Below are 19,427 nucleotides of genomic sequence, written 5' to 3' on the forward strand. Positions count from 1 at the left end.
GCGTCAGCCCCACCGTTTAACGCCCGGTGGCCGGCGGAGGCGGCTATCTAGAGGACCGCCCCGTCCTCGTCAACCAGACTTTTCAGCCTTTTTCGTCGAACCGGGCCGAAGCCCAAACTCAACGGAAGATCACCACCAGGCCTAAACTAGTCAGGCCCGAATTAACTTCGCGGCGATCGGTTGGAGCTCGATACGGTCGCCTTTCGGACAACTGCCCGATCCCGAAGGATCTTCTTGTCGTCGTCTCGGCGGCGGCGCGTCGAGGAGCGGGTATCTATGGGCCGCCCCTTTCGGAGTCAACCGCCTCGTGACGATCGAATGACGATAATCCGCCGACCGAGGTTATCAATCGATTGACGAACGTCCTTTGGATCTACGCGCCGGCGCCGTCTTGTGGAAAGCGGCGCCACGGCCTTTAAGGGGCAAGTCTAGGAGACCGTTACGGAATGTTGTCGCAAAAGGCCCGCTATGCGCTTCGCGCCCTCGTCGAACTCGCGCGCGCCGAGGGCGCCCAGGTTACGTCCGGTGAGTTGGCCGCCCGGGCCGACGCGCCCCGGAAATTCCTTGAGGCGATCCTTCTGGAGCTGACCCGCAACCGGATCGTGGTGAGCAGGCGCGGCAAGTTCGGCGGCTACACCCTCGCCCGCCCGCCTGCGGAAATCAGCTTCGCCGAGGTGATCCGGGTGATCGACGGGCCGCTGGCCCTGGCCCCATGTGTCAGCCGCCTTTCGTTCCGCAAGTGCGAGGACTGCCCGGACCTGGCGACCTGCGCGCTCCGCGAAGCCTTGCTCAAGGCTCGGGATGCGACGTCGGAAGTGCTGGAAGGCTACAGCCTCGCACACGCGGCCTCATCCACCGGCGGCGAGATCTTCCACCTGGGCTAGCCGGTGGCGATATAGGCCTTGAGATTGTCGGCCTCGGCCTCGACCTCCGAGATCTTCCACTTCACCAGGTCGCCGATCGAGACGATCCCGATCAGGCGCTCATGTTCGCAGACCGGCAGGTGGCGCACGCGGCGGTCGGTCATCCGGCTGAGCAGGGAATCGACGCTCTCGGCCGGCTCGGCGAAGATGACGTCCTGGGTCATGAACGCGGAAACCGGTTTGGCGAGGGCGGCCGTATCCTCCTTGGCCATGGCGCGAACCACGTCCCGTTCGGAGAGGATTCCCACCACCCGCTCGCCGTCGAGCACCACCATGGCGCCGACCTTCCGCGAATAGAGCAAGGCGCACGCCGCGCCGACCGTTTCCTGGGGGCTGACCGTGAAGACGAGGTCGCCCTTGGCCTTTAGGATCTGAGACACCAGCATCAGGCTGTTCTCCCTTTCCAGGGAGCAAGCCTCGCGCAGGACGCCTTGGAAATCAACGCTCTCGCGAAAACGTCAAGCTCGGGCCAGGTCCGCCAGCCGGCCGAAGACGCCGACCAGCACGAGGCCGGCGATATAGCCGAAAATATGGGCTTCCCAGGCCACCCCGGCGTCGCCGAGGCCGGGGGCGAATCCCAGGAAGGCCAACAGCAGATTCACCACGATCCAGCCGATGGTCATGCTCACGACCGGCGCGCTGAAATAGGAGCCGGGCAGGCCATGCCCGCCCATCAGCCGGGCGCTGCCGCCGACCAGCCCCGACACGGCGCCCGACGCCCCGATCATCAACGCCGAACTGCCAGGGTTGGAGAGGCCATAGCCCAGACTCGCGAGCCCTCCGCACAGCAGGTAGAAAACCAGGAAGACCAGCGCGCCGCGGACGCTGGCGCCGAAATAGCGCGCGACCGGCGTTCCGAAGGCCAGGGCCGCGCCGGCGTTCATCAGGGCGTGGGCCCAGTTGCCGTGCAGGAAGATCGAGGTGAACAGCGTCTCCCATCGCCCCTCCCCCATGGCCTGGGACGAGAAGGCGTAGGTCTGCAGCAGCCAGTTCTGCGAGAAGAAGGTCTGGAAGAAATAGCCGATCACGATCACCAGGGTGACCAGGACCGCCGGCCACGGCGCGTTGAACATCGGCTGACGCTCGTGGTCGCTCAATCTATCCTCCGGCTCGGCCATAGCCCCTCCTAGCGAAACACGACCGCCGCGTCCCGATATATGCGCTCAAGGCCAGCGGCGCCTTGCGCCTTTTTCGCGGCGCAATGGCAAAAGGTTCGCCGCAACCGCGCCTTGCGAAGGCCACGCTCGCCTGCGCATGGTGCCGCCTCCATTCATCGGACTTTGTTGATGAGACGTTTCCTCAGCGCGGCCTCCGCGCTCGCCATCGTCCTGGCCACGCCGTTTCACGCCGCCAGTCTTCCCCTCCCCAAGCTCGGTAGTCTTGGCCTTGGCAAGGAGCAGGCCCAGAGCGTTCTGCCGGCCGGCGCATGGCCGCAGGCGAAGTCCGATGTCGCGGCCGATCCGGCGATCCGTTTCGGCGCGCTGCCCAACGGCATGCGCTACGCCATCCGCAGGCAGCAGATCCCGCCCGGCCAGGCGGCCATCCGCCTGCGGTTCGACGCCGGCTCGATGATGGAGACCGACCAGCAGCAGGGTCTGGCGCACTTCCTGGAGCACATGGCGTTCAACGGGTCGAAGGCCGTGCCCGAAGGCGACATGATCAAGATCCTCGAACGGCTGGGCCTGGCCTTCGGGGCCGACACCAACGCCTCGACCAATTTCGACGAGACGATCTACAAGCTCGACCTGCCGCGCACCGACGAGGAGACGATCGACACGGCCGTCATGTTGATGCGGGAAACGGCAGGAAACCTGACGATAGACCAGGGCGCCGTGGACCGTGAGCGCGGTGTGGTGCTGTCGGAAGAACGCGCCCGCGATACGCCGGCCTACCGGGTCTACAAGGCGCGGCTCGACTTCTTCCTGAAGGGCCAGTTGCCCCCGACCCGCTATCCGATCGGCAAGGTCGAGGTGCTGCAGAGCGCGCCGGCCAGCCAGATCGCCGACTTCTATCACCGCTACTACCGGCCCGAGCGGGCGGTGCTGGTGGTGGTCGGCGATTTCGACGTCGACGCCATGGAAGCCAAGATCAAGTCCCGCTTCGGCGACTGGATCGCGACGGGGCCGGCCGGAACGGCTCCGAACCTGGGCGCCGTCAAGTCGCGGGGGGCGGAAGCAAAGCTGGTGGTCGAGCCCGGCGCGCCGCTTTCCATGCAACTCGCCTGGATCAGGCCCCCCGATCTCGCGCCCGACATGCTCGCCAAGCGCAAGCACGACCTGGTGGAGCAACTGGGCTTCGCCATCCTGAACCGCCGCCTGCAGAGGTTGGCCCGAGGCGCCGAGCCGCCCTTCCTCGGCGCAGGGAGCTTCGTGAGCGACGAGTACGACGCCGCCGACCTCGCCACCGTGATCGTCAGCGCCGAGCCCGGCCGCTGGCGCGAGGCGCTCTGGGCCGCCGAGCAGGAACAGCGGCGGGCCATGGAATACGGCGTCCGGCGGGACGAGCTGGACCGTGAAATCATCGAGTACCGCGCCAGCCTCGGCGCCGCCGCGGCGGGCGCAGCGACCCGTACGCCCGCCGGCCTGGCCGCCGAGATCGTCGCCTCGGTCGGCGCCCGCGAGGTGGTCACCAATCCAGCCCAGGACCTGGCCTTCTTCGAGGAGACGGTGAAGGGGCTCAAGGCCGACCAGGTTTCGGCCGCGCTCAAGAGCGCCTTCAAGGGCGACGGCCCGCTGCTCTTCGTGGCTTCGCCCCAGGCGATCGAAGGCGGCGAAGGCACGCTGCTGTCGGCCCTGGAGAGCTCGCGCAAGACCGCGGTCTCCGAGCCGGCCGCCCCGAGCGAGGTCAACTGGCCCTATACGAGCTTCGGCGCCATCGGAAAGGTGGCGGAAACCACCGACGTCACCGATCTGGACGCCGCCTTCGTCCGCTTCGAGAACGGCGTGCGGCTGACCGTGAAGCCGACCAAGTTCAAGGACGACGAGGTTCTCGTCCGCGTGAATGTCGGCGGCGGCCGCCTGGACCTGCCCAAGGACCAGGAGAACATGAGCTGGGCATCGGGCGCCTTCATCGAGGGCGGCCTCAAGCAGATCAGCGCCGAGGATCTGGAGCGCGTGCTGGCCAGCAAGGTCTATGGCGCGCAGTTCGGGGTCACCGACGACGCCTTCGTCTTCTCCGGGACGACGCGGCCGGACGATCTCGACGCCCAGATGCAGGTGCTCGCGGCCTATGTGTCCGAGCCCGGCTGGCGGCCGCAGGCCTTCGCCCGGCTGCAGAGCGCCGGCAAGACCATCCACGACCAGTACGAGGCCACCGATTCCGGGGTCCTGACCCGCGACCTCGCCGCCCTGCTCCACCCGGGCGACGAGCGGTGGACCTTCCCCACCCGGCAAGAAATCGCCAGCGCCAAGCTCGACACCTTCAAGAGCCAGATCGACGGCGCGTTGGCGAGCGGGCCCGTCGAGGTCGTGGTCGTCGGGGACATCACCGTGGAAAAGGCGACCCAGGCGGTGGCGCGCACCTTCGGCGCCCTGCCGGCCCGCAAGCCCGACCAGCCGCCGGAGGCGCAACGGCAGGTCTCCTTCCCGACCGGGAACGGCAAGCCGGTCGTGCTCACCCACAAGGGGCGCGGCGACCAGTCGATCGGCTACATCGCCTGGCGGACCAACGACTTCTTCGCCAACCCGCAGCGGGCGCGCGACACCGCCGTGATGGGCGAAGTCCTCGGCTTGCGCCTGATCGACGAGCTGCGCGAGGCGCAGGGCGCGACCTATTCGCCCAGCGTCTCCTACAATCACAGCATGATCTGGCCCGGCTGGGGCTATGTCTCGGCCAGCGTGGAGATCCCGCCCGAGAAGCTTCCCGGCTTCTTCGACGAGGTGCGCAAGATCGCCGCCGACCTGCGCGAGAAGGAGGTCAGCGCCGACGAGCTGGCGCGGGCCAAGACCCCGCGCGTGGACCAGATCGAAAAGGCCCGCAAAACCAACGGTTACTGGCTGCGCGAGCTTTCCGGCGCGCAGGCCGATCCGCGCCGTCTGGACGCCGTGCGGGCCATCGTTTCCGGCACGGAACGAGTCACCGCCGCCGACGTGCGGCGGGCCGCCGAGGCGGTGCTGCGCGACGAGAACATGTGGACGCTCGAAGTGCGACCGGCGCGAAAATAGGAACCGCGCCGATCGTCGCGCCCGCGCGGCATACGGTCATCTCGCAATGCAGCGCAGGTCCTGGCTCTATCGGCCTCGCGATCCGCGGCCAAGTCGCGGGACTGGAACGGCAGTTTGGGGGATATCGCCCGTCTCAGCGACCCATCGCGCGCGCAGTGTCGGCACGCCTGGCCATGGCCGACCGCGAGCGCTGCAACAAGGCCATCAGGCCTGACGTCAGGCTCTTCTGCTCCACCGAACGGTAGGAGGCCGGCAAGGCGCCGGCCAGCCGCGCATGAGCCTTGCCGAGATTGTGGTAGGGCAGCCTGGGCAGCAGGTGGTGCAGGGCGTGGTAGCGCAGCCCGACCGGCGCCCACAGCAAGGGCAGCAGCGCCGGCGGCGGCACGTTGACCGAATCCAGGAACTGCTCCTCGAAGCTCATGGGCTCGCTTTCGTTCAGCCAGGCGTGGGCCACCACCGTCCGCAACTGATTGATGAAGGTCATGCCCGCGAAGATCGCGGCGGCGAGACCGATCACCCGCAACGGAATCCAGCCGGCCATCGTCCCTCCAGCCAGACCCCAGCTCCATGCCCAGCAGGCCAGCTCCTGCGCCCGCCAGTCCAGGCGCTTGGACTGATCGACATCGGTGCGCGCGAAGGCGGGGTTAATGGTCAGGGCCGAAACCTTGCGCGTCGCCCATACCCGCACCTTCGGCGAGACGAAGGTCAGCGGCGCGATGATTCCGAACCGCAGGGCGACGCCCAGCGGCGCCAGCAACGGCACGAGAATGAAGATCAGGATCTTGGCCGGCGGATAGTGCGAGAGCGGCAGGTATTCCGGATCGTTCGCGGTCCCGTAGCGGGTCTTGGCGTGATGCAGGTTGTGGACGCCCTCGTACATCAGGGAAGGCGTCAGGGCCGGCACGCCGATCAGCAGGTTCCAGCCGAGACGGAAACCGGGCACGTCGTCGGGCCGCAGGTGGGTGATCTCGTGGATGAAGCTGATCCCGCGATAGAGCGCGAGCAGGCAGAGCAGCGCCCAGGCGGCCGTGGCGAGGCCGCTTTCGGCGCGAACCGCCATCGCAAACGAGGCGTAGGTCACCGCCGCGGTCGCCAGGAGGTCGATCCAGTAGACGGTCCGGCTGGCGGCCATGAGATCAGAGGTCAGGTCATAGGCTTGCCGCGCAAGCCGCATCCCCTCGTTCGGCGCCGACATTCGGCCATTACCTCGCAACGCTGCAATTGGCGCTAGGTGGGCCAGGATGCGCGTGGTTTCAATGTGGCGGACCGCGGCCGGGCGCCGCTGGTTCATCAAACCGACACTATCGGCGTGGCCGTCGCCGGTCCATGGGCGGAGCCTGCATGTCGCCGCTAGATCACTTGCCGATTCCAAGTCGCGACCTGGATGGCGCCTGCGCAGCGTTTGAGGCCCTGGGGTTCACGGTCTCGCCGCCCTGCGTCTACACATCTCCCGAACAACCGGGGGCGGAATGGCGTAATCGCAGCGTCTTTCTGGCCGAGGGCTGGTTCGACCTGCAGCACGCGCCGGAGGCGCCGGCGAGCATGGCGGGCGCGCCAGCCAGTTGCCTGTTCAGGACCGGCAGCCTTGCGGCGTCCCTCGCCGCCTTCTCGGAGATGCGTCGCACCGAGCCCTATACCCTGGTCCGCGAATGGCCCGGCGCGGACCTCGGATCGGAACGGTTCGCGCTTTTCTCGATCATGGAACGCATCAGCCCGCTGGTCCTGGCGGTGATCGAGCATGCCTATCCCTGTCCCGACACCTGCGCGGAGTGGTTCGAGCATCGCAATACCGCCAGGAAGGTCGCCGGCTTGATCTTCAGGGATGCGCAGCCCGGCCCGGCGGCCGGCGCCGCGGCCTCTCTGCTCGACATCTCGGGATTTCGCTACCTGGACGGTAGCGCGTTCGACGCCGCCTTTCCGGGCGCCAAGGTCGCCGTCCGCGTCGAGGTCGCCTCGCTCGACGAGGTCCGCCAAATCCTCTCCGAGGCGCGCATGCCGTTCACACAGGTCGCGGGGTCGCTGCGCATTGGACCGCCTGCGCCGCTCGTCTGCGGATTCGAGTTCCTCAAGGCTTAGGCGTCTCGATCTGACACTCGCGACCGCTTGGCGCGAACTTCGCTGCAAGCCTCGTGCGGCCCGCCGGCCGCATGCGGAGAGCTCGATATGTATCATTCGAACACGCAGCAGATGATCGACTACTGGCGTTCGAAGCGTGGGCCGCAGGGCTTGCCGCCCCGCAACGCCATCGATCCCACTGAATTCGCGCGCCTGGCGCCCCAGAGTTTCATCCTCGGCCGCGCCGCGTCAGGTCTCTATCCCATCCGACTGGTCGGCGGACTCATCGCAGAGCTTCACGGCCGTGACCTGCGGGGCCTCAACTTCCTGGCCCTCGCCGACGACGCCGGGCGACGCCCCCTGCACGCCAGCATCGAAGTCTGCCGACGACGGCCCGAACCGATGATCCTGCGCGCCGATGGCCAGACGGAACAGGCCTCGCTGCCGCTTGAAATCCTGCTCGCGCCGCTGGCCGGAACCTCCGGCTCACCGGAACGATTGCTGGGCCTCTATCAGCCGCTCGCCCTGGTTTCTTCGCTCGGTGAACTACCGGTTCGGCAACTTGCTGTGCGCTCGATCTGCGGCGTCGGGCCGGCGAACGAGGAGAGCCACCAGATCCGACTGGCGACGCTGGATGGAAGGCGGGTGGCCTAGAAGTGAGCTCTCAATAGGTTGTCCACTAGGTCCAGGCCGAGCGTAAGCCATGGGCCGCGATCAACGGTGAGGCAAAATAGCCGCCGGCCAGCGCAAGCACCGACGCCGCGCAGCCCGCCAGGGCGATCTTCCTAGCATCTTCTGGTCTCCGTTCAGCGCTCAGGCCTGCAACGACGGGTCGCCGCGCCGATGCGCACAAGCTTCACACTTATGTCCGCGCTTTGGTCTTCGCTCGCAGCGCTGGCCGCAGCCTATCGTCCTCTGTAGGGCTCGCAGCCGACCCCGTCGTTGTCCCGATCCAGGTGTGGTCCGTAGCCGGGCTCTCCGCGCCGCACGGGAGCTGCTCCGGCAGCCCTTGCCGCCGCGCAGTTCGGGTAGGCGCGTTGCGCCGGGGCGCTTGCGAAGCCGAGCGCCTGGCGAGGCGGCGTCCGTTCCGCCTGCGGCCGCCCGCCGCCTCTGTGGCAGTGATAGTCGCCCGTCTTGCGATTGTTGTGGCACCCGGAGGCGTCAAGGCCGCCGGGATGGCCGAACGCCGACACCGGGAGGAGCGCGATCGCCGCAACGATCGCCGCCTGCATATGCCTGCCCATGCCTATTCCGCCGCTACGAGACTGGCCGGGCGCGTCGAGGCCAGTCGGCGCAGATGCCGTTCGATGGCGATCAGCAGGAACATGAACATCACCACCAAGAAGCCGCCGAAGATCTGCAGGGCCAGGACGAAGGCGGCTGGCGCCCCCGCCTTGACCTCACGCTTCTCGGCGGCCTTCGTATCGGCCGCCGATTGCGCGCTGGTGGTCTTGGACGACCACGCCAGGCGATAGGACTCATCGAGCTTAGCGAACGTTTCTAGAGGGCTTTCGACGTCTTCAGGATAGGCCGGCACGCACTGCTCGACCGGCACCGAGCGCCGCACCGGGCAGCCATAGGGGCGATAGTACCACTCAGCGCAGGCGGTGCTGTTGGAGTCCCAAACGCTGCGGACCTGGTAGACGGTCGAGCAGCTCTGAGCGGTCTTCTGCGCGGCCTTGTACTTTGCGGCCTTCGCAACGAGCCGAGGATCGGCCAGTGCGTTGCGGACCACCTCGATCTGACGCGTGCTGAAAGTCTCATCGGTCTGGAAGAGGAGGCTCGTGCGAGCGAGCGCCTCCGAAATGGCGTCCTGCGCCAGGTTCGCTGGCGCATCAGGGTCATCGGCATGCTCGCTAGGCGCCGGCTCGGCGTCGAGAGCCTCAGCGCTATAGCCTAGCGCGCTCGCCAGCTCAGCTGGCGAGAGCAGCTTGTCCTCGGGCTTGTTGGAGGCGAGCGCGAAGCGACGATAGGTTTCATAGTAGGTCGCGAACGCCCCCTTCATGAAGGCCGCGTGCTTGGCCTTGGCCGCGCTGGAGGCTTCTACGCCTGACGCCCCGCCGCCGACCTTTTCCTCGCCGGCCGCACGCACGAGGGGGCCGAGCGCATCCTCGGTGCTGATCGCGACCGGTTCGGGGACGACATCGGTGGACATCAAGAGGCGCCGGCCCCCGTCGAGCGCCAACAACAAGGCGCCCAGGATGCAGATCGACGCAACGACCAGCGTCAGAACGCGGAGCATGGCGAGATAGACGCGCTCAACACGCGAGGCGAGACCGCTCTCGCTCGGCTTTGCAGTCATGTGGTCCCCCGACCCTGTGAGTTCATGGTCAAGCTAGCACGATGCCAGATTGTTACGCCACGGCGCTCGCGTATGACGCGTAGGAGCTAGTCATCGTGGCGATGCTCTGCGTTTTCAGCGGGTAGACCGCCGCCGTTAAGTTGCACCGACGCTCCGCTTCAGCATTGACAGTATCTGGACAATTATCTTGTAAAATCACTCACAACTGTCCATATATGGACAGTGCTTGAGACACCCTCGGAAATCCTGCAAGACCTCGCCGGACGCATTAAGGCGCGCCGTGTCGCTCTGGGTTGGCCTCAGCTGGAGGCCGCACGGCGGGCTGGGGTCGCCTACCGAACTTGGCGGCGCCTGGAGACGGAAGGTCAAGCTTCGCTCGAAGATATGGTCAAGGCCGCTGTCGCCCTGCGCTGCGAAGACGCCCTGCACGCGCTGTTTCCCCTCCCCGCGGCCAGCAACCTCGATGCGCTTCTCGCACAGCAGGCCGCCGCCGCGACGCGGCCTGCGCGTGTGCGAGCGCCGCGATCCCGGTCGTCACGCCCATGAGACTTGCCCCTGGGACGCCGCTGGCCGCCAGCCTGGCCTTCGACGAGGACCAAGCCCCCCTACCCGTCGGGCGCCTGGGGATGGCCGGCGGCCTGGCGCAGCTAGAGTGGTCGCCGGAACTCATCGCCGCGCCGTTGCCCATCTCCGCCCTGCTCTACCCGCCCGAGCCCGGCCTTCACCCGGCCCGCGGTCGTGAGTTTGAAGGGCTGCACGGCTTTCTCTGCGACAGCCTGCCGGAAGGCTGGGGCTATCTGGTCATGCGCCGGCGCCTGAGCAAGCTGGGCGTCGCCATCGAGACGCTCAGCGTCCTTGAACGCCTGGCCCTGGTCGGCGACCACGGGCGGGGCGCCCTCACCTACCGTCCGGCGACCGCACCGTCACCGGACGTGGATAGCCTAGATCTCGACGCCCTGGCCGCCGAGTCGACCGCGATCTTGGCTGGGCACGAGGGCGAACTGGCGGACACCTTGGCCACCTTGGCTGGCGGTTCGGGCGGCGCGCGGCCCAAGGTTCACGTCGGGTTCGACGCCGAGGGGCGGATTTCGGTCCCCGAAGGCGAGACCGCGCCCGGACACGAAGCCTGGATCGTCAAGTTCGCCGCGACCAACGATCCGCCTGACATCGGCCCCATCGAAGCGGCCTACGCGGCGATGGCCCTGGCCGCCGGCTTGGACATGGCCCCCTATCGCCTGCTGCCGTCCAAGACGGGCCCCGGCCATTTCGCCAGCCGCCGGTTTGATCGGCCGAAGGCCGGCCGGCGCCTGCACATGGTTTCACTGAGCGGCGCCGTTGAAGCACCGTGGCGCACGCCCGCCAGCTACGACCTCCTTTTGAGGGCGACCCAAGCCATCACCCGCCACACCGAGGACCTGCATGCCGCCTTCCGACGCATGGTCTTCAACGTGCTGGCCAGCAATCGTGATGACCACACAAGGCAACACAGCTACCTGATGGATGAGACCGGCCAATGGCGGCTCGCCCCGGCCTACGACCTGACCTATTCGTCGGGCCCCGGCGGCGAGCACTATCTCGACGTGGAAGGCGAGGGCAGAAACCCCACGCGTGAACAGGTCCATTCCCTGGGACGTCGCCATGGCCTGCCGGACCGCCTGATCCACACCATCATCGAAGAAGTCCGCGCCGCCGTGGCGGACTGGGCTCGCTTCGCCGAAGAGGCCGGCGTCACCAAGGCCTCGCGGGCGGAGATCGCGGTCGCGCACGAGGGGGTTGCCGCCCGCTTCGCGCCCTGAGCGGTCGCCCTGCCCGCGGCAAAACCAAACGTGACATGGCTGACTTTCGGGAGGCCGCAAGCGAGTTGGTGGGAACGAAAGCTGCTTACGGGGCTTGAACGCTTCCTTCCGCTCTCATCACTCAAACTCGCGAGCATGCTGAGCTCGCTCCGCGGAGGACCCCGCCGAGCGCGAACCAAGGTGATGGTGTGGACGACCTTTCGTCGGCGATAGGGACGTCACGTCTAGGGAGCCGATCATGCAAGAGGGGCGCTGACGAGCTAAATCTGGCGAAAAACGTCTTTCAGGCGCACGGGATCTACGCGGCTGGCCGTCGTGGCGCACAAGCCGTTGCGATGCGACCCGGCTCGTCCTTCTTCGGGGCTTGTCGCCGCGTTTGGGCGGCATTTAAACCTATGCATCGGCCCAGCACTGGGGTTGGCAGCCGATGGCGATTGGGCATGAGGCGCGGCTGATGGCGCCAGTCTGGCTACATCCCTGCAACTGGCGTCGTCCGCACGGCGGAATGGGTCACAGACCCCATCAGCCGACTCGGCCTGAAGCCGGACAACCTGTTGAGCCTCCAGACCTAGAGCGAACCTGGAAGGGTCTGGGCGGTGCTGAGGTCGGTCATCACCAGCGGAATTTCCTCGAGCAGCTCTCGCGCCAGAAAGCCGACGGAGCCGACGTCGTGGCTCAGCCGCCACCCCGCCCGGCCGTGCAGATAGGCGCCGATAACCGCCGCATCGACCGGCGCGAACCCTCGCGCCATCAGACCTGCGATGATCCCCGCCAGCACATCGCCGGAGCCCCCGGTCGCCAGAGCGGCGACGTTTCCCGCAGTTTGCCAGGCGCGGCCGTCAGCGCCGACGATCTGGCTGTCCCTGTCGTTCATGATCACCACCGCCTGATAGGCGGCGGCGACCTCACGGGCGATTTCCAGCGGTTCGGAGAGCACCTCGTCCTGCCCCCGGCCTCTGAGCGCCGCCATCTCGGCAAGGCTCGCCAACAGCACCAGCCGGCCACCGAACGCCTGCGCCTCCGCCGGCTTCAAGCCGGTCATGGCGGGAGCCATGAGGAGATAGGCGGCCCCGCCCGGCGCGAGAGCGAATTGGCGGGTCGGGCGACCATCCTCCGCGGTCGAGGACGCGCCGACGACGACGGCGTCGGATTGGGCGGCCGCGCCGGCCAGGGCCTCGTCGAGCGGAATAATCCGGGCCTCCGGCACGGCGACGCCAAGCGAAGCGGCAAGCCCAGGCGGCGCTGCTATCTGCAGCTCGCGCGCGCCCGTCCGCAGAGCGGCCGTTCCAGAGAGAAGGAGCGCACCTGCGGCATCCAGCCCCTCCCCGATGACCAGCACCCTTCCCCGGCCGTCCTTGTCGCTGTGCGACGGCCTCTGGAGGCGTTTCACCAGCGGCAGGTCGATGATCTGGCTCATGGAACCTGCAGCCTCCGGGACCTCCAAGGAGATCAAACGCGGCCGGAACCGGAATCGCTCCTGGCTTCAAACGGCCTCTTCGGCGTCGTCCAGGATGCGCGAGATGGCTTCCTCGGCCCTGACCCGCGCGTTTGGCGCACGAAACAGCTTGGACTGCTGCTGGAAGGAAAGGCTCACCCCGACCAGCTCGAACACCAGTTGGCGGCAATAGTCGGCCGGAGCCTCGCCGGCCTTGGGCAGGTCGCTGGCCACCCGCGCGAGGGTTTCATGCCAGTCGAGTTGTGAGGCGACGAGGCGGTCGCGGATCGCGCCCGGCCGGTCGTCATACTCCTGGGCTGAGACGGCGAAGATGCAGCCGCGCATGTCCGGCTCGCCTTCCATCCAGTCGAACCAGCGCCGGATCAGCGCCTCCATCCGCGGCCGGCCCCGCGCCTCGGCCAGGCTGGGCTCGACGACCCGGCTGCGGAAACGGCTGATCGCCTCTTCCAACACGGCGAGCTGGAGCGCCGCCTTCGACTTGAAGTGCGCGAAGAGGCCGCTCTTGGAAAGGTCGAGACTGTCGGCCAGGGGGCCCAGCGAAAGACCCTCGAGGCCGACGCTCACCGCCTGCTCGAGGGCCTTGCCGACTATGGCTTCACGTGTCGCAGCGCCTTTTCTCATCGGCGCATTTTAGCACGATCGGTCGCTTTTCCAATCAGGTCGCTGAAGCCTGGTCCAGCACCGCCAGGTCGTCGGAGGTGAGGGTGAGCCGCGCCGAACCCATGAGCTCGTCGAGCTGCTCCAGGCTGGTGGCCGAGGCGATCGGGCCGGTCAGCCCCGGCTGGGCCATGACCCAGGCCAGCGCCACCTGCGCCTGGGTCGCGCCCTTCGCGCCGCTGACCTTGTCCAGGGCGTCCAGGATACGCATGCCGCGCGCGTCCATCATCTTCTTGACGCCGCCGCCACGGGGGCTCTTCGAAAGGTCCGCCTCCGTCCGATATTTCCCGGTCAGGAAGCCCGAGGCCAGGCTGGAATAGGGAATCACCCCGACCTGGTTGTCGATGCAGGTCTGCTGCAGTCCACTCTCGAAGCCGGAGCGGGCGTAAAGATTGTAGAGCGGCTGCTCGCTGTTATAGCGCGCCAGCCCCTTGGCCTCGCTGACGTCGAGGGCCGATTTCAGGCGCTCGGGCGTGAAGTTCGACGAGCCGATCGCACGCACCTTGCCGGCCTTAACCAGTCGGTCGAAGGCTTCGGCCGTTTCTTCCTGCGGGGTTTCCGGATCGTCGCGATGGGACTGGTAGAGGTCGATGTAGTCGGTCTGCAGCCGCTTGAGCGAGGCCTCCACCGCCTCGACCATGTACTTGGCCGAGAGGCCCTTCTTCCCCTCGCCCATGTCCGAGCCGAGCTTGGTCGCCAGCACCACCTTGGCGCGTTTGCCTGACTGCTTCAGCCAGGCGCCGATGACGGTTTCCGACGCGCCGGCCCCGGCAGGCGACCAGCGCGAATAAACATCGGCGGTGTCGACGGCGTTGAAGCCACCGTCCACGAACGCGTCAAGGATGGCGAACGAGGTCTTCTCGTCAGCGGTCCAGCCGAAGACGTTGCCCCCAAGGACAAGGGGCGCGACCTTGAGGTCGGACTTGCCGAGTCTGCGAAATTCCATGCGTTGCTCTCCCTACGCGGCCTGTTGATCATCACCATAGACCGGAGCGTCGTCGGGTGTCAGGGCCGCGCGGCCGCGGATCATGTCGGCCGCCTTCTCGGCGATCATGATCGTGGGAGCGTTCGTGTTACCGCCGACCAGGGTCGGCATGACCGAGGCGTCGATCACCCGCAGGCCCGCGACGCCGCGAACCTTCAGTTCGCCGTCGACCACCGCCATTTCGTCGCCGGCCCCGCCCATCTTGCAGGTGCCGACGGGGTGATAGATCGTTTCGGCGTGGCCCTGGATCCAGGCGTCGAGTTGCTCGTCGGTCTCGACATCCTTGCCCGGGAACAGTTCCTCGCCCCGATAGGGCGCCAGGGCGGCCTGGGCGGCGACCTCGCGCATCATCCGCACCCCCTCGCGCAGGGCCCGGCGGTCCTCCTCGGTCGAGAGGTAGTTGGCGAAGATCGCCGGATCGTCCTGCGGATCGGCCGATCGCAGCCCCACCCGCCCGCGGCTCTCGGGCCGTAGCTGGCAGACGTGGAAGGTGAAGCCGTCCTTGGCGACCGAGACCTTGCCGTGGTCCTGCATGATCGCCAGCACGGTGTGGATCTGCAGGTCGGGCCGATCGAGGTCCGGGCGGGACTTCAGGAAGGCGCCGGACTCCAGAAACTGCTGGCGGCCCAGTCCCTTGCCGAAGAGGGCGTAGCTCATGCCGATGGCGAGGGTCTTCAGGGTCCCCTTGCGCAGGGAATAGGCGGTGATGGGCTGCGGGCACTCCCAGGACATGCTGACGTCCAGGTGGTCCTGCAGGTTGGCGCCGACGCCCTTCAGGGCCTTCACGACCGCAATGCCGAACTTCTCCAGCTCCGCCGGGTCGCCTATGCCGGAGAGTTGCAGGATATGCGGTGACTGCACCGCGCCGGCCGACAGCAGCACCTCCTTCTCCGCATGGACGACCTGCTTTGCGCCGGTCTTGGCGTCGATGTACTCGACCCCGGTGGCGCGGCCGTCTTCGACGATGATCCTGCTGGTGCGCGCGCCGGTGAGGCAGGTCAGGTTCTTGCGCGACAGCGCCGGATGCAGATAGCCGCGGGCCGCGCTCCAGCGTTGACCGTCATGGATGGTCATCTGATACGGCCCCCAGCCTTCCTGCTGGAAGCCGTTGAAATCGTTGGTGGTCGGATGGCCTGCCTGACGCCCAGCCTCCACCGCGGCCTTGTAGATCGGGTTGGGGGTCGAGGCCTTGGAGACCTTCAGCGGACCGTCGCCGCCGTGCCAGGCGTCGCCGCCGCCCTCGAAGCTTTCGGAGCGCTTGAAGTAGGGCAGCACGTCCCGATAGGACCAGCCCTGCAACCCCATCTGGCGCCACTGATCATAGTCCCGCGCATGGCCGCGGATGTAGATCATGCCGTTGATCGACGACGAACCGCCCCAGCCCTTGCCGCGCGGCCACCAGAGCTTGCGGTCCTGAAGGTTCGGTTCCGGTTCGGTCCAGAAGCCCCAGTTGTAGGTCCCGGGCTTGCCGATCAGCGCGCCCACCCCGGCGGGCATCTTCACAAGGATCGAGTTGTCCTTGCCGCCAGCCTCCAGCAGCAGAACCTTCGTCTGTCCGTCTTCCGTCAACCGGTTCGCCAGCACGCATCCGGCGGAGCCTGCGCCAATGATGACGTAGTCATAGCGATTCATCGGTTTCCGTCCCTGAACACTGTTTAGTTTGCGCCAGCCTGTCCCAAGCTGCGGGCGGAGACAAGAGCGGCGAACAGGGGTTTTTGGGCGCCGTAACGTCAGGTTTTCGCCTGAGGCTTCTCCAAATCTGTCGATTGTATATTCAGTCCCGACGAAGCAGCATAAGCATTAGGCTCGCACCGGGGGTGCGAACGAGTTACATGCGCGTTCGGGCCGCCGACACGGTGGGCGCGTGCGATTTCACCTTCCACGAGATAGTCCATGGGCGCCCCCCAAATGGCCTCTGCGAATGCAGATTACGATGGCGGACGGCGGTTGAGCCGACAGGCTGCGGCCCCCCTGGTCCTGGGCGCGGCGGTGTTCGCCGCCGCGATGCTCGGCATCCTGCTTCGTCCGGTCGGGAACCTCAGCTCGTTCTGGCCGGCCAATGCGATCCTGCTCGGACTGGTGGCGCGTCATCCAAGGCTGGCGACCCGCTCCGGCTGGGCGGCGGCGGCCGTGGCCTTCGTCGCCGCCGACATGATCACCGGCAGCAACTGGATCAAGACCGGTCTTCTCACCACTTCGAACCTGGCAGGCGTGATTGTCGGCAGCCTGCTGTTCGGACGTCTCTCGCGAGAGGATCGCCGGTTGACGCGACCGGCCTCGCTGCTCGCTGTGACCTCGATCGCGTTCATCGCCTCCGTGGCGACGAGCACCATCGGCGCCGTGGCCAACGCCATCATCTTCCACAAGGGCGCGATCAACGGCTACTTCACCTGGTTCGCGACCGAACTCGTCCATTACATCGTCATCCTGCCGGTCATACTGACCTTCCCAAATCCCAGGCGGTTGAAGGCCTGGTTCGGCCGGGTCACCAGCCGCCCGCCGACCTTGCGCAGCGTCGCCCCGCTGCTGAGTTTCCTCGTCTGCTTGGCGATGGTCCCGCTGGTCGGAGGGCCCGGCGCCCTCGCCTTCCCGGTGCCGGCGTTGCTGTGGTGCGCCATGAGCTATGGCCTGGCCGCCACCACCCTGCTGACCTTCTCGTTCGCAGTCTGGACCCTGGTTCTCGTCTCGACGATCACCGACGCCCTGACCATGCAGCTTACGGGCTCGGACCTGATCTCCCTGAGGCTGGGCGTGATGCTGGTGGCGCTGGCCCCGATCACGGTCGCGAGCGTCATGGCCAGCCACGACGCCGCCCTGCGCGAGGCGCGCGACGCCCGCAGCGCCGCCGAGGAGGCCATGGCCGCCCGGACCCTGCTGCTGGCGACCATGGCGCACGAGTTGCGCTCACCGCTGACGGCGGTGGTCGGCTTCTCCAGCGTGATGGCGCGCCAGGCGCTCGGCCCGGTCGGGAACCCCAAGTATCTCGACTACGTCCAGTCCATCGAACTGGCGGGCTCGCACCTGAGCGAGCTGGTCACCGATCTGCTCGACACCGCGAAGGTCGAGGCCGGCAAGCTCGACCTGACCCCGGGCCGCACCTCAAGCCACGACGTGGTGGAACAGTCGCTACGGCTGGTCCGCGGCCTGGCCATCGACGCCGATGTGCGGCTGCGGATGGTCCCAGGAGCCTGGCCGGACATCCACGCCGACCAGCGGGCCGTGAAGCAGATCCTGATCAACCTGCTCTCGAACGCCGTGAAGTTCTCGCCGCGCGACGGGGCGGTGGAGATTTCCAGCGAGGTCGAGGACGGGCGGCTGGTCATCCGCGTGAGCGATCACGGCAAGGGCATCCCCAAGGAGGATCTGCCCAGGCTCGGCCTGCCCTACGAGCAGGGCAGCGACGAACGCTCCCGGCGCCAGGGATGGGGCCTTGGCCTCTCGCTCTCGCGCGAACTGGTGGAAATGCACGGCGGGCGCCTGCGCCTGGAAAGCGAGCCAGGCCGCGGAGCCACGGCGATCTTTGACCTGCCGCTGGCCTGACGCCCGGAGGCTGCGCCGCCTTAGGCGCGCATGGTCCCCGTCTCCACGAACCGCTGGTGCCAGGACAGCGCCTCGCTGAGGATCGAAGGCGACTGCTGACCGTAGGAATGCTCCCGGGCGCGCCGATAGTAGTCGCGGAGCGCCGGCCGGTAGTCCGGGTGGGCGCAGTTCTCGATGATGACCTCGGCGCGCTGCTTGGGCGAGAGGCCGCGCAGATCGGCCAGCCCCTGCTCCGTCACGATGACCTGCACATCCTGGGTGATGTGATCGACGTGCGAGGCCTGAGGGACGATGGCCGAAATCTTGCCGCCCTTGGCGGTGGACGGCGTGACGAAGATCGAGACATAGGCGTTGCGCGCGAAGTCGCCCGAGCCGCCGATGCCGTTCTGGATGCGCGAGCCCATGATGTGGGTCGAGTTCACGTTCCCATAGATGTCGGCCTCGATCATGCCGTTCATGGCCAGGCAGCCGAGGCGCCGGATCAGCTCCGGATGGTTGCTGATCTCCTGGGGCCGCAGGATCAGCTTGTCACGATAGAAGGCCATGTTGGCGTTGAGGCCGGCGGCCGCTTCGGGGCTGAGCGAGAAGGCGGTAGCCGAGGCCATCCGCAGCTTTCCGGCGGTGAGCAGGTCCAGCATGCCGTCCTGGACCACCTCGGTATAGGCGGTCATGTCCTCGAACGGCCCGGTCAGCAGGCCCGCGAGGACAGCGTTGGCGATGTTGCCGACGCCCGATTGCAGCGGAAGCAGGTTGGCCGGCAGCCGGCCCTTGGCGACTTCGTGTTCGAAGAACGCGAGCAGGTGGCCGGCGATCTGGCCCGCCACCTCGTCCGGCGGCGCGAACGGCAGGTTGCGGTCGGGCGCGGAAGTCTCGACCACCGCCACGACCTTGTCCGGGTCGCAGCGGAAATAGGCCTCGCCGATGCGGTCGTCAGGGCGGACCAGCGGGATCGGCACGCGGTCCGGCGGCAGCGCCGTGCCGTAATAGATGTCGTGCATCCCCTCGAGCGCCGGGTTCTGCCAACTGTTGACCTCGAGGATCACCTGCTTGGCCTGGTCCAGCCAGGTCTTGTTGTTGCCGACTGAGGACGACGGGATCAGCGATCCGTCCGGACGGATCCCCGAAACCTCGATGACGGCCGTGTCGATCTGGCCGAGAAAGCCCTGCCAGGCCATCGGCGCGACCTGACTGAGGTGCATGTCGAAATATTCCATCTCTCCGCGATTGATCTTCTCGCGGGCGATGGGGTCGGAATTGTAGGGCAGCCGGAACTCCACCCCGTCGGCCTTGGCCAGAGCCCCGTCGAGTTCGGGGCCGGTGGAGGCGCCAGTCCAGACGCGGACCTGGAACCTGCCGCCGGCGGCGTGCTCGGCCTCGATCCGGTTGGCCAGCGCCAGGGGCACGGCCTTGGGATAGCCCGAGCCGGTGAAGCCGCTCATGGCCAGGGTCTCGCCCGATCGGATCAGCGACGCCGCGTGCTCGGCGTCGGTGACCTTCGCCTTCAAGCGTTCGCAAGCGATACGGGACTTCTCGACCATTCAGGCCTCCTG

16 protein-coding genes are annotated in these 19,427 nt (G+C 67.3%); 6 read left to right on the forward strand and 10 right to left on the reverse strand.

Translation table 11 applies throughout. From position 1 onward, the window contains the following. The first annotated feature begins 446 nt into the window (after nt 1–446). Entirely contained in the window at nt 447–884 is a 438-nt protein-coding gene (locus ABID41_RS16050; RefSeq protein ID WP_331932947.1) for an RrF2 family transcriptional regulator, read from the forward strand. Here the strand turns inward: ABID41_RS16050 and ABID41_RS16055 are convergent. Both ABID41_RS16055 and ABID41_RS16060 read right to left on the reverse strand, forming a co-directional pair. Beyond that, nucleotides 881–1,309: a CBS domain-containing protein gene (locus ABID41_RS16055; RefSeq protein WP_331932946.1), complete on the reverse strand. Its 429-nt coding sequence runs from the start codon at nt 1,307–1,309 to the stop codon at nt 881–883. The two genes, ABID41_RS16050 and ABID41_RS16055, sit on opposite strands and share 4 nt — an antisense overlap. Before the next feature lie 72 nt (nt 1,310–1,381). Then, nucleotides 1,382–2,020, reverse strand: coding sequence for a rhomboid family intramembrane serine protease (locus tag ABID41_RS16060; protein ID WP_354298081.1), 639 nt, complete (start codon nt 2,018–2,020; stop codon nt 1,382–1,384). Nucleotides 2,021–2,209: 189 nt separating this feature from the next. Here ABID41_RS16060 and ABID41_RS16065 point away from each other — a divergent pair, with 189 nt between their 5' ends. Further along, nucleotides 2,210–5,086: a M16 family metallopeptidase gene (locus tag ABID41_RS16065; RefSeq protein WP_354298082.1), complete on the forward strand. Its 2,877-nt coding sequence runs from the start codon at nt 2,210–2,212 to the stop codon at nt 5,084–5,086. Between the two features lie 133 nt (nt 5,087–5,219). Here the strand turns inward: ABID41_RS16065 and ABID41_RS16070 are convergent, their stop codons facing one another. Next, a complete protein-coding gene (locus ABID41_RS16070; protein WP_354298083.1) occupies nt 5,220–6,281 on the reverse strand; it encodes a fatty acid desaturase in 1,062 nt (353 codons plus the stop codon). A gap of 146 nt (nt 6,282–6,427) precedes the next feature. On the opposite strand from ABID41_RS16070, the gene ABID41_RS16075 reads away from it, so the two are divergent. Both ABID41_RS16075 and ABID41_RS16080 read left to right on the forward strand, forming a co-directional pair. After that, nucleotides 6,428–7,162: a hypothetical protein gene (locus ABID41_RS16075; protein ID WP_354298084.1), complete on the forward strand. Its 735-nt coding sequence runs from the start codon at nt 6,428–6,430 to the stop codon at nt 7,160–7,162. Nucleotides 7,163–7,249: 87 nt separating this feature from the next. Beyond that, the gene (locus ABID41_RS16080; RefSeq protein WP_331932909.1) at nt 7,250–7,795 is read left to right on the forward strand and encodes a PAS domain-containing protein; all 546 of its coding nucleotides are present in this window, start codon (nt 7,250–7,252) and stop codon (nt 7,793–7,795) included. A gap of 251 nt (nt 7,796–8,046) precedes the next feature. On the opposite strand, the gene ABID41_RS16085 is transcribed toward ABID41_RS16080, so the two are convergent. After that, the gene (locus ABID41_RS16085) at nt 8,047–8,385 is read right to left on the reverse strand and encodes an excalibur calcium-binding domain-containing protein (protein ID WP_349257571.1); all 339 of its coding nucleotides are present in this window, start codon (nt 8,383–8,385) and stop codon (nt 8,047–8,049) included. Between the two features lie 2 nt (nt 8,386–8,387). Beyond that, entirely contained in the window at nt 8,388–9,443 is a 1,056-nt protein-coding gene (locus ABID41_RS16090) for a hypothetical protein (RefSeq protein ID WP_354298085.1), read from the reverse strand. Between the two features lie 542 nt (nt 9,444–9,985). On the opposite strand from ABID41_RS16090, the gene ABID41_RS16095 reads away from it, so the two are divergent. Then, nucleotides 9,986–11,239 (forward strand): type II toxin-antitoxin system HipA family toxin, encoded by a 1,254-nt coding sequence (locus ABID41_RS16095; RefSeq protein WP_354298086.1) that lies wholly within the window; start codon nt 9,986–9,988, stop codon nt 11,237–11,239. Nucleotides 11,240–11,807: 568 nt separating this feature from the next. Here ABID41_RS16095 and ABID41_RS16100 read toward each other — a convergent pair. The 4 genes from ABID41_RS16100 to ABID41_RS16115 all read right to left on the reverse strand — a co-directional run bounded on the left by ABID41_RS16100 (nt 11,808) and on the right by ABID41_RS16115 (nt 15,969). After that, on the reverse strand, nt 11,808–12,656 hold the full coding sequence (locus ABID41_RS16100; RefSeq protein WP_354298087.1) for an ADP-dependent NAD(P)H-hydrate dehydratase: 849 nt from the start codon (nt 12,654–12,656) through the stop codon (nt 11,808–11,810). A gap of 66 nt (nt 12,657–12,722) precedes the next feature. Continuing rightward, nucleotides 12,723–13,316 carry a TetR/AcrR family transcriptional regulator gene (locus tag ABID41_RS16105; RefSeq protein ID WP_331932913.1) on the reverse strand — a complete coding sequence of 198 codons (594 nt, stop codon included), beginning with the start codon at nt 13,314–13,316 and terminating at the stop codon, nt 12,723–12,725. A 34-nt stretch (nt 13,317–13,350) separates the two neighbouring features. Then, a complete protein-coding gene (locus ABID41_RS16110) occupies nt 13,351–14,298 on the reverse strand; it encodes an aldo/keto reductase (RefSeq protein ID WP_331932914.1) in 948 nt (315 codons plus the stop codon). 12 nt (nt 14,299–14,310) lie between these two features. Further along, nucleotides 14,311–15,969 carry a choline dehydrogenase gene (locus tag ABID41_RS16115; RefSeq protein ID WP_354298088.1) on the reverse strand — a complete coding sequence of 553 codons (1,659 nt, stop codon included), beginning with the start codon at nt 15,967–15,969 and terminating at the stop codon, nt 14,311–14,313. A gap of 315 nt (nt 15,970–16,284) precedes the next feature. Between ABID41_RS16115 and ABID41_RS16120 the strand changes: the two genes are divergently transcribed. Further along, nucleotides 16,285–17,877 carry a sensor histidine kinase gene (locus ABID41_RS16120; protein WP_354298089.1) on the forward strand — a complete coding sequence of 531 codons (1,593 nt, stop codon included), beginning with the start codon at nt 16,285–16,287 and terminating at the stop codon, nt 17,875–17,877. Between the two features lie 20 nt (nt 17,878–17,897). Here ABID41_RS16120 and ABID41_RS16125 read toward each other — a convergent pair whose 3' ends face one another. Continuing rightward, nucleotides 17,898–19,415 carry an acetyl-CoA hydrolase/transferase family protein gene (locus tag ABID41_RS16125; RefSeq protein WP_354298090.1) on the reverse strand — a complete coding sequence of 506 codons (1,518 nt, stop codon included), beginning with the start codon at nt 19,413–19,415 and terminating at the stop codon, nt 17,898–17,900. Nucleotides 19,416–19,427 lie beyond the last annotated feature (12 nt).

The sequence above is a fragment of the Phenylobacterium koreense genome, from assembly GCF_040545335.1.
GTDB lineage: Bacteria > Pseudomonadota > Alphaproteobacteria > Caulobacterales > Caulobacteraceae > Phenylobacterium > Phenylobacterium koreense.